The organism is Cytobacillus stercorigallinarum, from assembly GCF_014836495.1.
GTDB classification, from domain to species: domain Bacteria; phylum Bacillota; class Bacilli; order Bacillales; family Cytobacillaceae; genus Cytobacillus; species Cytobacillus stercorigallinarum.
On sequence record NZ_JACSQT010000004.1, the window covers coordinates 133083 to 147225 of the forward strand.

Sequence of the window (14143 nt, forward strand, 5' to 3'; positions counted from 1 at the left end):
TTACTGTGTAATTAAATTCCTTGCAAACTCTTCAGCTACCTTCACACCAGCCGCTGTCATAATATCTAGATTCCCTGAATATTTAGGTAAATAATCGCCTGCTCCTTCTACTTCTATAAAAATAGTTACTTGATTACCGTCGATAATTGGCTCCGTACGTAATCGATATCCCGGTACATAGCTTTGCACGGTTTTTTCCATGTCAGCAATAGATGCTTTAATCTCTTCTTCTTTCATCGTCCCCTCTTCCACTAACGTGTAGACGGTATCTCTCATGAGAATTGGTGGTTCAGCTGGGTTTAATATAATAATAGCTTTTCCTTTTTTCGCGCCACCCACTTCTTGAATCGCCCTTGAAGTTGTTTCAGTAAATTCGTCGATATTAGCCCTCGTACCAGGTCCGGCGCTTTTACTAGAGATTGTCGCAACGATTTCAGCATAGGCAACTGGGCTTACTCGGTTCACCGCATGTACCATTGGAATCGTTGCCTGACCACCACATGTAATTAAATTGATATTCTCAGCCTCTAAATGTTCCTTTAAATTAACTGGGGGAACAATCAACTTACCTACAGCTGCTGGTGTCATATCAATCACCTTCTTACCTGCCGCTTTTAAAGCTTTTGCATGATGAATATGCGCCTTTGCTGATGTCGCATCAAAAACAATATCTGCAAGTTCTGCTTGTTCTAAAAATCCATCAATCCCAGTATCAATGGCGACATACCCTAATTCCTTCGCACGTCTTAAGCCATCAGAATTTGCGTCAATGCCAATAACCGTTGTAAGTTCTAAAATGTCTGAACGACCTAATTTAATCATTAAATCTGTACCAATATTACCTGATCCTAAAATCGCTACTTTTACTTTACTCAAACCTCAGTTCCCTCCTTAATTTCCTTCTGATATCCAAGTGCAGTTGAAATATCATTGGCTGCCTTTTTAATCCCAGAAATAACCTCTTGTTGATGTGTCTCATTTAATCGCACGGTTGGTACCGCGCAACTAATGGAACCAACTACTCTTCCTTGATAATTAAAGATCGGGCTTGCAGTACATTTAAGACCGATCTCAATCTCCTCGTTATCAACAGCAAATCCCTGCTCTTTCACTACAGCTAATTCCTTTACTAATGCTTGTTTAGTGAGAATGGTTTTCTCAGTGAACGGCTCTAATGGAAGGGTTTCGATGATTTCCTCTTGTTCTTTTTTAGGTAAAAAAGCCAATATCGCTTTCCCTACTCCCGTACAGTGAAAGGGTGCCTTCCTACCAACCTGCGAATAGATTCGCAAAGAATGAGTACCTTCCTTCTTTTCAATGTAAATCGCTTCACCTTGCTCAAAAGATACTAAATGCACCGTTTCTTTTAGAGTAGTAACGAGCCTGTTGATGATTGGTCTCGAAACTTCAGCAAAATCTAATTGGTTTTCAACGATATGTCCTAGTTGAAAAAGCTTCATACCTAAACGGTACTTACCACTCTCCTGATTTTGATAAAGATAACCTTTCGAAGCCAATGTTTTTATTAAACCATGGACCGTGCTTTTAGAAAGTTCCATGGCTTCCGCTATTTCTTTTACACTTAGCTCTTTTTGTCCACTAAGAAATAATTCTAAAATATCTGTTGCCCGCAAAACTGATTGTATCGTCATACATCCTCCGTAGTTCGATAATATCGAATGACATTCGTTAATATCATATTAAAATTGTAGGATGTTTTCCTTTTGTTTGTCAATATAAATTATTCTGATTTTTTATTTTTTTAAAAATCGGGTTGTAACCGCATTCATTTTCTTCATTAAGCTACATTCGATTGGATATTCTCATCCTTATTCGGTCGGACAAATAACCAGACAAGTCCACCGCAAACAAGCAGGATTATACCGCATAATTGAAAGGCCATATGAAAGCCCGCTGCTTGCGTGGCAGATCTTTCAATAAGGAGACCCGTAATATAAGGACCAACAATTCCTCCTAAAGAGGTAAACGCCATAAACCACCCTTGTACTTTACCTATATGCTCTTTTGAGACCATACTCGATAGAATAGTCGGACCAAGCACAAGTGTAATACAACCGAAAGTAAGTCCTAAAGAGAGAAAGGCAATAACCAACATATTCGCATTTAATAATGTACCAATAAAGTAACTAACTGCTCCCGCTAACATGACCGGACCTAGTACAAACACCCGGCCCTTCACAATACTTTTCGTTTTCTTAAATAATCGGTCTGAGACAGTAGAGAAAATGATTTGAGAAAGTGTAATCATGATCCATGGGAGTGCTGCTACTATGGATAAGGTTTCCGCACTCAATTGACGAACATTTTCCAAGTAATTAGGAAGCCAATTTAACCCTATAGTAAAAGACCAATACGTCGCAAAACCACAGATGGCTATAAGAATAAAGTTTTTTGACCTTAGCACGGGCCCAAATTTACTTACTGCTGTTTGTTGGTCTTGTTGTCGATTAGCTTTGAATTTTGCTATTGCTTCTTTGCGATCATTTTCTGCAATCATTAGCCAAAATACAACCCAAATCAAACCGACAATACAAGTCGCTAGAAATGCCGAACGCCAACCAAATTGGGTGATTAATGAAATAAGGATAGGTGCCGACATAGCCACGCCTAAAGGACCACCTACAGATACGAGTGTTAAACCTATTCCAAGCTTTTCCTTTGGTAGATATTTTGTTGCAGCAGTCATTGCAAGTGAATAAGACGGTCCCTCTCCTGCGCCTAATATAATGCGCGTTATCAGTAAAAAGGTAAAGCTTGACACAAATAGGGTAGAAAACTGCACGGTCGCCCAAACAATTGCCATACAAGCAATAACAATTTTCGCACCGAATCTGTCAGCTAAAGTACCACCGATAATAGCAAAAATAGAATATAAAAAGAAAAAAGCACTGCCAATAATACCCCACTGTTCAGCATTTAATCCTAATTCTTCCATCAGGGGAACAGATGCAAATCCAATAATCGCTTTATCTGCATTGCTAATAACTGTCAGTAAAAATAATAAGATAATAATTAGAAAAGCCTGACGCGAGATTTTACCTTCTTTCGCACGAGGATTTTTTGCCATTTATATGACCTCACTCTCAAAATTTTTAAGAAAAGTATGCGAAGATCAACGCTCCGCTAGGCTTTTAAAAACCCACTTCTACACTCTCAAGTCCACTAAATGCTGCTTTAAATGTATCGCCTTTCTCAACAGGGATTGCTGCAGATAATGCACCTGATAATATGACTTCTCCTGCCTTCAAGTGAACTCCATAGTCAGAAAGCTTATTAGCTAACCAAGCAACACAAATTATCGGATTGCCTAATACATCTACACCATAGCCTTTATTAATCAATTTATTATTTTTATATAATTTCATTTCCAATTCTTTTAGCTTCTCACGATCAACAGTATATCGTCCTTCACCTAAGACAAATTGGGCACTTGAGGCATTGTCAGCAATAGTATCTTCAAGTTTAATCCGCCAATTTTCGATTCGACTGTCCACAATTTCTAAAGCAGGGATAATATAAGCAGTGGCTGCTACAACATCGTCCTCTGTTACGTTCGGTCCCCGAAGATCATGCTTCAATACAAACGCAATTTCTCCCTCAATTTTCGGCTCAAATAATTGATCCATAGGAATAGCCGATTTTTGCATTGTGACATCCATGCTACTTAATAAATGGCCATAATCTGGCTGATCAACCCCTAATGCCTTTTGCATAGCTAGTGAGGTTAAACCGATTTTCTTTCCAACAACCTTTTCTCCTTGTGCCAACTTCACATCAATATTTTCCATCTGAATTTGATAAGCCTCATCAACTGATAGATGCGAGATTTTATCTGTTAATGGTTGGAGGGATTTCTTTGTTTTCTCCGCTTCTAAAAGCGCTTGAGCAGCTTCTTTTAGTTGATCATTTAACTGTAGTTTCATAATTGAACCTCCTTCTATATGGAAAGACCCCGCCACTTTGTTAAGTGACGGGTGTTTAAATATTTATTTAGATACCACTTGTTTTTTTAAAAAATCAATAGTCACCTGATTGAATTCTTCTGGTTTTTCCCATTGTGGCCAGTGACCCGCATCATTGATTACTGTCAGTTCACTCCCTGGAATCATGTCTTTAATCGGTTGTGCTTCTTCCACTGTTGAAGTTGGATCATGGTCAGTCCAAGCGAGTAATGTTGGTACATTGATTTTGCCGCACCATGATGGATCCCAACTAAATTGCTTTCTAGCTTCGATATTTTGCAAATGGACAATATGATGGACAGCTTCCTGATAAGCAGGTTGCGTATAAATATTGTAACGAGATTCTATTAACTCATCTGTTACTTGTGATTTATCATACATTAACCATTCTAATCTCGTTTTCACATTTTCATAGTTTGCTTCAAGTACCGCTTTTAATGTTGAAGCTTTTAGCCCAGCCATCACTTCAGGTTTGTTATTTACATTACCAGGCGTATTGAGCACCATGGATTCCACATATTCCGGATGGTGAGCAGCAAACCAAGCAGCCACCCATCCACCAAGAGACTCTCCAGATAAATATACTTTCTCTAAACCAAGTGCTTTGATTACAGCTAATAAATGGTCACTGTAACTATCAATACCGTACGGATAGTCTGGCTTTTCTGTATATCCATGACCTAACATATCGATACAGATCACGCGGAAGTGCTCAGCCAATCCTTTGATGTTTCTTGCGTAAGCCTCGATATGACCCCCTGTACCGTGTAAAAGCAAAAGAGGCTCTCCGGTTCCCGATTCTAGTACTCTCGTTTTCACACCATCTGCATCGACAAAATGAAGTTTAAATTCGATATCTGCTAAATCGTTCCAAATAGACATTTAATCCTCTCCTATTCTCTTTATTTTGTAACTTTCTCTTTCATCCACTCATCATTGACTGGTGTTGTTTCAAAGAACGAATCCGGTACTGATGGTCCCCACCATAGACGTCCCTTTGTATCATATTCTTCCTTCGTCCAACCAATTGGTGGTAAATCTGTATCACGTTTATAATCACCAGAATAAATTTCAATACGATGACCGTCTGGGTCTCTTACATATAAGAAGAAAGCATTTGTTACCCCATGACGACCTGGTCCATAATCGATATTTGCACGGTAGCCAGCATCTGCAAGTAAGTCAGCCGTTTTCACAACGGAAGAAATACCATCTACAATATAAGCAATATGATGAAGAGATGTTTCTTTATGTTGCACAAGGGCCACGTCATGAGTCGATGTTTTCGCTCTTGTCCATGCAGCGAATTTCCCCTCATCTCCTTGAACATATTCTGAAATGCTGAAGCCAATTGCTTGCCAGTATTCTAACGCTTTATCTACATTTGTTACACGCAGATTCATATGATCGATTGCTACTGGTGGTATACCACGATGTAAATGGGAGTATCTCATTGGCAAAGCATCGACACCACCACTTTTATTCCCTACATTTATCTCTTCCATTGCATGATAGAATTCAACGGGATGACCATTTGGCTCAGCAACTTTAAGAACCGGTCCTTTTCCTGGGTGGATACTATTCTCGACATATTGCGTAGCAATTCCCATTTCTTGATGTTGCTTCTCTAACTCTCTTAAATACTCAGGACTAGATACACGAAGACTAAAGCTACCAAGAGCTGCTTTTGGCTTTTGCGTTAAAATTAAAGAATAGCGATCAAATTCATCAATAGCACGTAGATATAGACTGGACTCTGTTCTTTCTACTTCAATAAACCCTAGTACATCTACATAAAAATCTTTTGACTTATTTAAATCTGTTACAAACAGTTCGATTTGCCCTAAACGAAGAATCATTACTCTTCACTCTCCTATTGATCAATATATGGATTTAACTGATTTGCTCTTTTGCTTCTATTTTTTTCAACCAATGAATGCTTAATTCTTTTGGTAAGGTCTTACCCGATTGCCATTCTACTTCTTCTTTACTGAGGACTTTGACTGTATGCATACCCTTATCCCCTTGACAATTCACTTCATATTCACCAAGTGCAGGTAAAGTATAATAAGGTTTAACCCAGTACGTGCTCCCCTTCCTTTGCAACTCCACTTGATACGGTCTACCAAGAAGTGCACTTGCTAAATCTACTTCCCCCTGCTGTAAACAGCTGCGGATATAAGAGGAACTAATTTTCAACCCATTTCTGCTCAATTTTGAAACGGATGTTGTCGTTATTAAATTTCCTGAATCAGCAGCTAATCTGTCCATATGACCGACTCCCTTATTACCATAATGAAAGTCGAAGCCAGCGACTGCATGTTTCACGCCGAGTGTGAGTAAATACTGCTTAACAAATGCTTCTGGTGTGAGGCTAGCAAATGCCTGATTAAAAGGAACGACATAGAAAAGGTCAACACCAAGAGAACTCATGCTCTTTTTCTTCTCCTCTAATGGCATTAAATAAGGAAAGTCAGATTGCTTCATTAACACCGTTTTCGGATGAGGAAAGAAACTCATGATGGCTAGTGGCAGATTGCGCTTATTTGCCTCTACCTTTGCTTGGCGAATGACTTCTTGATGACCAATATGAAGGCCATCAAAAAATCCGAGCGCCATCACACAAGGTTCTGCGTTTTTAGCTAATACGCCTTGGCGTTCTTCCTCATTTAAAACGATGGTTTTCATCTGACTTCCCTCCTTTATTGTTAAGAAATGGGTTCTTCTACTGCTATCATTGAACGGTATTTCCCGTTAAAGAATAATAATGGATCTTTTTCTTCTAAATACACATCCTTCACGCGACCAATAAATAACGTATGGTCACCTTCTACGTGTATGGCTGATACTTCACAAGCTATCTGTGCCACTGCCCCGTCAATCACCGGCATGTCATTTAATCGTGCGAATGACACTTCCTTCGTTTCTTTTAACTGACCAGCAAAATTCATAGACAGTTCTTTTTGATCATCAGCCAATATATTAACGGTGAATATCCCACTATCCTTAATTTTCGAAAGGATATTCGCTCGTTCCCCAATAGAGATAACGATTAATTTAGGATCAAGTGATACCGACATAAAAGCATTGGCCGTCATCCCATGAACTTTCCCATTTGTTTCAGTTGCAATCACCGTTACGCCGGTGGCAAACTTACTCATCGCATTTCTAAATAAACGATCATCCATCTTTACCTCTCCCTTCATTAACCTCTAACGCCACTCTCAAAACCGAATAAGTCTTGTCCGTACGCTGCAACAGAATCTTCATAAAGTGATGTTTTATGTGTAGCCACGGATAAAATATCGCGGATAAACATTTCTAAAGTGCCACCCTTATACAGTGCAGCCCCACCAAGTGTTAACATGGCACGAACAGCGATATCTGTACAAAGCTTTATAATTTTCGTTCGAATGGCAAAAAACTCCCCGAGTGGTGTGATCTCGCCATCCTTTTCGTAATTTTCTAATAACGAAATGTATTGAGCCATTAATCCTTTTGCTGAATGCAAGTCGGTAGAAATTTCTGCTATTACACGTTGGCTTCGAGGAGATTCGCTTTCTCTCACACCATCCATCAAACGAACCCGTTTTTCAGTTAACATTTTAAACTCTTCAATCACTCGCTCTGCACCACCGATTGCAATCGCTGGGAATCCGATATAAAATGCCGGATAAAATGGCACATGATAAAACGGATAATCTTTATCATAATCTTCATCTGGTGGCCTTCTTGTTGATTCCGCTTTTTCTAAATCGAGAATACGCTCTTTCGGTACGTACACATTGTCTGCAATAATTTGGTTACTTCCCGTCCCTCTTAATCCAAAAGTATCCCAATTTTCGACGATTTCAACTTCAGATGTTTTCAAAATGGGTAGGCAAACTACTGGTTTATCACGTCCAGGTAATTTAACTTTCACCCCAACACCAACCCAATCACTATGAAGAATACCGCTGACGAAATTCCATTTTCCACTAATCCTTAATCCATCTCCATCAGGTTCTGCTGTACCTAATGCGGCAAAGATATCTGCAATCAAGCCACCTTGATTAACTATTTCATCTCTTCCTGCTTTCGGTAAATAAGATGGTAATGAATTGTGTAAAGGGTAAAGGAAGGTTAACCAAGCAGCAGAAAGATTATAATTTGCCACCTTTTGAATCACTTTTGCAAAGGTAGATAAACTCGCTTGTGGCCCACCATATTCCCTCGGTAACATCATCCTTGAAATTTGTGTTTCTTTTATTAAATTTACGACATTTGCTGAAACAGTGGCATTTTGATCCGCCTCATGCGCTTCTTCTTCAGCGAGCTTACCAATCTTCTCCGCTCCCTGTAATAACGCTTCTTCCGTCACATTGTCCATCGTCTTAACATTCATTGTTACACACCCCATTTATAGAATATAAAAACAATTAATTTGACATCGCTTACATTGTTGATTCAAATTTTCCCTTTAATTAAGTTTCTACTGTTAGTGTAGTGAAAAATGAAAATTCAAACTAGAACAAAAATTGTTCATGATTTTTGATTTTTTCGTCTTTATTTGTTCATGTTGGGAACTTTTCACAAAATAACTGGCGTAAAATTAAAAAGAAGTGATCTAAACTAACGTCGCAGAATAGCCCAACAAGAACTTACTTTGCAGGATTAATAATCTTTTGTGTGGAATGTTTAACCTCATACATAGAACATCTGAAAAGGAGTGGGATAAACTATGAAAACACGCGTATCCGAGATTTTTGGAATTAAATATCCAATAGTACAAGGAGGGCTCGCTTACCTTGCTTATGCTGAACTGGCGGCTGCGGTTTCGAATGCTGGAGGACTTGGACAAATTACTGCGGCAACATTGCGTTCACCTGAAAAACTTCGGGAGGAAATTCGTAAATTACGCACACTTACCAATAATCCATTCGCCATAAACTTTGCCATTGCAAGGCACGATGGACAATATAAGGAATTGCTTGAAGTTGCTATTGAAGAAAAGGTACCTGCAATTTCTATTACAGGAGCTAATCCTCAACCTATTTTTGAACGTATAAAAGGAGAAAATATTCGGACGCTTGTCCTTGTTGCAGGCGCTAGACAGGCACAGAAAGCAGAACAACTTGGTGCTGACGCTGTAATGGCAGTTGGACAGGAAGGCGGTGGACATTTAGGGCGAGACGATATTGGTACAATGGTACTTATTCCTCGTGTAGTCGATTCCATATCGATTCCAGTGTTAGCGAGCGGTGGGATTGGCGATGGACGAGGTTTATTGGCAGCTTTTGCACTTGGAGCAGAAGGAATTGAAATGGGTACTCGCTTTATTGCTACTAAAGAGTGCGTTCATGCAAACAAGAAATATAAGCAGGCAATTGTTAATGCGAAAGAGTCGGATACAGTCGTTATTAAGAGAACAATAGGTTCACCAGGCCGAGTCTTGAAAAGTGAATTTACTCTGGATATTATCGAACGTGAAAAAGAAGGCGCCACCTATGAAGATCTGCAAGAAATAATTAGCGGAAATGCTAATTATTTCTTGCAGATATATCTATGATGGAAATGAAGATGAAGGTTTTGGATGGGCTGGACAAGTAATCGGGATTATTAACAATATTCCTACTGTTCAGGAATTATTTGATGAAATGATTTTAACAGCAGAAAAAGGATTAAGCCGTATTGGTAATATTATCGGAGAGCAGACTCATCGATAATTATTTATTATTATGGACGTTATCTGAATCGTTAATGGTTGTTGTGCAACCATTTTTATTATTAAAGCAAAGATTGTGAAATAAAATACTTAAACTAACGGGGCAATACTTGATGAATGGTATTGTTCCTTTCTTATGTCACATAAGGGCAGGTTAGTTAGTTTAAGTGAACTTATTCACAAACTAGTTATTTATAATTATTATATAAGTTTAAGCATTAAAGAATAAATATACTCCTTTCGTAAATAATTTAGCTTATATGTTACCCTAATACAGTGTAGCCTTCTATCCACTAGGAATAATTTGCGATTTAATGTAATAAACGAAGAGCTTAAATAAGGAGAAATATATGAATTATAAAAAGTTATTATTTACAGAAGGTTTGCTCACTAGATTTTTCGCCTTTCTTCTTACATTTTGGGTATTATTTGTTACTACTATAGTAATTAGTCATTTATCTCTACCTGAAGGATTACTGTTAGGAAAAATAACTGGTGGAAACTTAGAGTTATCATCAAATTTTTTTGTCTCTACACTTCAAATCTTAACCTATAATTTGATTTCAATTATATGTATTGTCATTGGAAGTTTATTTGCAAGAAGGAAAAAGGAAAAGGATATTTATCATTCATACGGAGCAAATGTTTTGATTGTTTTAGCTGTTCTTTTTGGTTTAGTATTAGGAACAAATTCGTTTGGGATTCAAGTAGAAAATGTCTCACTACTCTATAAAATTCTTGGTTTATTTGATGTAACTCAACGCTCAGCAATCTGGGAAATAACTAGTATTATCATGATGACATCTGTATTCTCAAATAAATCATTGGTTTTCACTACAGGAAAGAAAACAACAACCATAAAATGGAAGCAACTTTTTTTCTCTAAACTAGAAATCGGATTTATAATTGTTTCGCTTCTGTTCCTAGTTGTTGGTGCTATTGTTGAAAGCACTGCAATATATAGTGTGTTATCAAAATAACTATTTACGCCCCTATTGAACTAACGGGGGCTTAGTTGAAGAACAAAAAATGAGTTGTTGTAGTAAATGAAGTCGTTTGTAGTACAAAAATAGATAGGAAAAGCAGTATTTATTTCTGCTTACCTATCCTTTTATTTTCCCCTAATATAATGTGTGACATTATATATCAACACTTATTTTGAGGGTATACTACCTATTCTCTTGCCTTTTAATAATGACTTTTACTCATAAACTCAACTTGTGTGCAGTTCTATCCTTTTTCTCTCTGAGACCGGCAATTTGCAACGTCTCAGTTCCGATTCCAATATCAAGGCGACCAAATGCAATACTCACAATCAAACAAAAGAGACAAGCAAAACAAAAATAGGAAAAAGGACAAAAAAACCATTTAACCCTTGCAAAAAGATAATGAGCGGGCTCATGCTATTTTTATTTCTAATATAAAAGAAAGAAATGATAGCTAAAATGGGGGTGAGCAATCCCAAGATGCCATAGACTTTACCATTTAAAAACTCTTGAATAATTAAAGAAATAAGAACGATATTTACCAACAACAACAATAAAGGAATAAGCATTTTCTGTCCTTTGTACTGCCCCACCTCTATCACCATCCTAAATCGGGTTTCTTTCAACTAATGAAAAACAGCCACAAAAAAAGTAGACCTATTATCATATTTAGAAATATATATTTACTTTTTTGTATCCACGCCTCTATTGAATCTAGTAGAAAACTAGAGGCAAGTATGAAATAAAACCAACCTGATATAAGGAATTCAGTGTGTTTGATTCCTATTATGACATAGAATAATAGCAAAAAAGCGAGAATGAACCGTAGTATCGTGAAAGCTTTGATAGGTTCTTCTTTCCTTTCTTCAAAAAACAAACCCATATCCTTCACCGTCTCTCCATTTTTTTCATTCCTTATTCTGACGTTTCAAAAAATAAATTATAAGTAAGCCCCCGATTAAGAAAAACAATAGTGATCCCCAAAAAGACCTTGATGTGCCAGCGAACTGATAGAAAAACACCGTATTCAAAAGCATCCAGAATGTAAATAGTATGGAGAAAAGTAAACTTCTCTTTGCTTTATTTACTTTTTTGGTTAACAACCAAAATTCAACAATACATTGCAATAAAATAAAACCAATTAATGAACTCATCCAATAGTTATAAACGAACACTACTTCACACCACTCTCTAAGATGGCAAAGGACCCACGATCAGCATCAATCTGAGCAGTTGCCCCATACGGCAAAATGAATTTTGGTTCCGTATGTCCAAAATTTAAGTTATAAAGGACAGGTACATCCGTTAAACCGTATTCCTGTAAAACGGTTAATATAACCATCTTATATTCTTCATAGTATGCTTCATCATAAGGCTTAGCAAATACGATTCCGTTTGCTGCTTGTAATATCCCTTGTGCTGCATAATTCCTGAGCCAATACTTCACATAGGCAGGGACCGTCTTCTCTTCAGACGTTTCAAAAAACAAAATACTACCTTCCCAATACGCTTTCTCTGGCCAAAGAATGGTTTGCTTAGCAAACTCCAGCACCTCAATACAGCCGCCGATTAACGGTCCTTGCACCATACCGCTTCCTTGCAGGACCTCATAGCCGTTATTCTTATTCATTTTTCGTCGCGTCTCTTTATTGACCTCTATCCACTTAAGCCTCTCACTCGTCCAATGCGGAGCAGGCGACAATTCACCAATCGTAGAAGAGGAAAATAGCGTACGTTCGATGTTTTCAACAGTGTACGGATCCATCTCTACATTCTCAGCAAAATCTGTTAAAATCGCAGGTCCATAGAAAGACGATAGCCCTGCTTTATGACAGAATAAATGAGTAATCGTGACATCTGAATAGCCCATAAATATTTTAGGATTTTCTTTTATCACATTAAAATCAATATAGGGCAGCAAGCGAATGCTGTCTTCTCCACCAATATTGGCAATAATGGCTTTAATACGAGGATCAGAAAAAGCTGTCATTAAGTCTTCGGCGCGTGCTTCAGGATGATGATATAAATAATCTGCCCCCTTCAGACTGTGCGGCATTGCGACTACTTCTAGGCCAAACACCTCTTCAAGCCGCCTAACCCCTTGCTCATAACGCCATCTAATTTCTTCTTCTCCTGCACCTCCCCATGAAGGACTTACCGTTGCTACTCGGTCGCCTCTTTGCAACCTTTGTGGTTTTTTTAACATATGTATCCCCCCATTGTTATATCCAACTTGCAAACCAAGCTACATAGTAAGCAGCAGGCAAGAATATGATTTGCGCTGCCAATGTGCCAACGAACTTAGAACTGACCATTGTTAGTGAATAACTTTTCAAATAAATATATTTGCCTGGGTTAGTCATCACTCTATCAGCTAATACTGAAGCTTTGGGATCAATAAATAATGTCAAAATAATGGTTGCGACACCATTTATAATACCTGACGACATTAACGCTGCTTGCGCATACTCTGGTGCAATAATAGATGCATAGATAGAAGAAAGCACCCCTGTCGTAAACACCGCTGTGACAATTACATTCAAACAAAATAAACGCTTAGGAATGGTTTGTAACGTAATTCCTTTTAAATAATTGAAACGAGGGATTCTTATACATGAAAGCATACGCTTGATTCCTCGTAAATTCATATTTTTCTTGAATAATGCGGGGATTGACCCCCGTTGTTCTGACATTTGCACGATTGCCTTTGAAAATATCAATATAAATGTAGGGAAAAGTAACATGCCTAGCAATACACCGATTGAAGTCACACCTATTAACAGACGATACTGTTCTTCAATGAACTTCATGACATTCCCTTCAGGTGCCTCATTAATCAGCTTCGCCGTCATTGGTTGCTGAATCATCGTCGAAAACCGCGAAACAATCACTAATGTACTAAACAGTGAGATCGCTGTAGCAATCAACCTCACTCTTGTTCCAGCAATCCTCGTTGAATAAGCTAAAGTCTCTATTAATGTAACGATTAATAAAAAACATGCGATCAAAAGTAATTTTGCTGTGATCAATTCTGCCATTAACTTGTTCACTCCAGCTCTTTTTATTAACAGCAATTATAATTGAAGTGGGATAAATTAACAATAAAAATCCACCCTTTTCCATCCGCTTTTTGAGCATAAAAAACGCTCCTTCCGTATGAAGAAGCGCATTTCCCGTTAAGGCATTTCTTGTATTTCAGTTTCAAATGTAGTAAAAGCAAAGATACCAAGCAACGCAAATAGTATCCAAATAACCGTAAGAACAATCCCAATAATACTACAAATAAGACCGGCCGTTGCTAGCGATTTCCCTTTTTCTCCCGTTTGGGGGATTTCTTTTGCTGACAACCTACCAAACACAATACTAATAATCCCTAATATGAAGCCGATAAATGGAACGAGCAGTGAGAGAATCCCTAGTGTTAGGGAAACCACTGCTTTTGTATTTGTTTTTTGTTGTTCCATCGTATT

14 protein-coding genes and 1 pseudogene are annotated in these 14143 nt (G+C 37.9%); 2 read left to right on the plus strand and 13 right to left on the minus strand.

Annotated elements, in window-relative coordinates; translation table 11 throughout:
* From H9655_RS10595 to H9655_RS10635, 9 genes are all read right to left on the minus strand, one after another.
* Entirely contained in the window at positions 1 to 876 is an 876-nt protein-coding gene (locus H9655_RS10595; RefSeq protein WP_191813730.1) for an acetaldehyde dehydrogenase (acetylating), read from the minus strand.
* Positions 873 to 1652 carry an IclR family transcriptional regulator gene (locus H9655_RS10600; protein ID WP_191813732.1) on the minus strand — a complete coding sequence of 260 codons (780 nt, stop codon included), beginning with the start codon at positions 1650 to 1652 and terminating at the stop codon, positions 873 to 875. The genes H9655_RS10595 and H9655_RS10600 overlap by 4 nt, the downstream gene beginning before the upstream one ends.
* A 146-nt stretch (positions 1653 to 1798) precedes the next feature.
* Positions 1799 to 3088, minus strand: coding sequence for an MFS transporter (locus tag H9655_RS10605; RefSeq protein ID WP_191813734.1), 1290 nt, complete (start codon positions 3086 to 3088; stop codon positions 1799 to 1801).
* A gap of 64 nt (positions 3089 to 3152) precedes the next feature.
* On the minus strand, positions 3153 to 3944 hold the full coding sequence (locus H9655_RS10610) for a 2-keto-4-pentenoate hydratase (protein WP_191813737.1): 792 nt from the start codon (positions 3942 to 3944) through the stop codon (positions 3153 to 3155).
* A 63-nt stretch (positions 3945 to 4007) separates the two neighbouring features.
* Positions 4008 to 4865, minus strand: a complete 858-nt coding sequence (locus tag H9655_RS10615; RefSeq protein WP_191813739.1) for an alpha/beta fold hydrolase — start codon at positions 4863 to 4865, stop codon at positions 4008 to 4010.
* Positions 4866 to 4885: 20 nt separating this feature from the next.
* Positions 4886 to 5842 (minus strand): 3,4-dihydroxyphenylacetate 2,3-dioxygenase, encoded by a 957-nt coding sequence (gene hpaD, locus H9655_RS10620; protein ID WP_191813741.1) that lies wholly within the window; start codon positions 5840 to 5842, stop codon positions 4886 to 4888.
* 34 nt (positions 5843 to 5876) lie between these two features.
* A complete protein-coding gene (locus H9655_RS10625; protein WP_191813743.1) occupies positions 5877 to 6671 on the minus strand; it encodes an FAD synthetase family protein in 795 nt (264 codons plus the stop codon).
* Positions 6672 to 6691: 20 nt separating this feature from the next.
* Positions 6692 to 7171, minus strand: a complete 480-nt coding sequence (locus H9655_RS10630) for a flavin reductase family protein (protein ID WP_191813745.1) — start codon at positions 7169 to 7171, stop codon at positions 6692 to 6694.
* Between the two features lie 17 nt (positions 7172 to 7188).
* Positions 7189 to 8367 carry an acyl-CoA dehydrogenase family protein gene (locus tag H9655_RS10635; RefSeq protein WP_191813746.1) on the minus strand — a complete coding sequence of 393 codons (1179 nt, stop codon included), beginning with the start codon at positions 8365 to 8367 and terminating at the stop codon, positions 7189 to 7191.
* Between the two features lie 336 nt (positions 8368 to 8703).
* Here H9655_RS10635 and H9655_RS10640 point away from each other — a divergent pair.
* A pseudogene (locus H9655_RS10640) lies at positions 8704 to 9688 on the plus strand (NAD(P)H-dependent flavin oxidoreductase).
* Positions 9689 to 10037: 349 nt separating this feature from the next.
* The gene (locus H9655_RS10645; protein WP_191813748.1) at positions 10038 to 10667 is read left to right on the plus strand and encodes a hypothetical protein; all 630 of its coding nucleotides are present in this window, start codon (positions 10038 to 10040) and stop codon (positions 10665 to 10667) included.
* Between the two features lie 335 nt (positions 10668 to 11002).
* On the opposite strand, the gene H9655_RS10650 is transcribed toward H9655_RS10645, so the two are convergent.
* The 4 genes from H9655_RS10650 to H9655_RS10665 form a co-directional block, all read right to left on the minus strand.
* A complete protein-coding gene (locus H9655_RS10650) occupies positions 11003 to 11266 on the minus strand; it encodes a hypothetical protein (protein ID WP_191813750.1) in 264 nt (87 codons plus the stop codon).
* A gap of 581 nt (positions 11267 to 11847) precedes the next feature.
* Positions 11848 to 12879, minus strand: a complete 1032-nt coding sequence (locus H9655_RS10655; protein ID WP_191813752.1) for a S66 family peptidase — start codon at positions 12877 to 12879, stop codon at positions 11848 to 11850.
* 16 nt (positions 12880 to 12895) lie between these two features.
* Complete coding sequence (locus H9655_RS10660; protein ID WP_191813754.1) at positions 12896 to 13711, minus strand: lipid II flippase Amj family protein; 816 nt, start codon at positions 13709 to 13711, stop codon at positions 12896 to 12898.
* A 138-nt stretch (positions 13712 to 13849) separates the two neighbouring features.
* Complete coding sequence (locus H9655_RS10665; protein WP_191813756.1) at positions 13850 to 14137, minus strand: DUF4190 domain-containing protein; 288 nt, start codon at positions 14135 to 14137, stop codon at positions 13850 to 13852.
* Between the last annotated feature and the right edge of the window lie 6 nt (positions 14138 to 14143).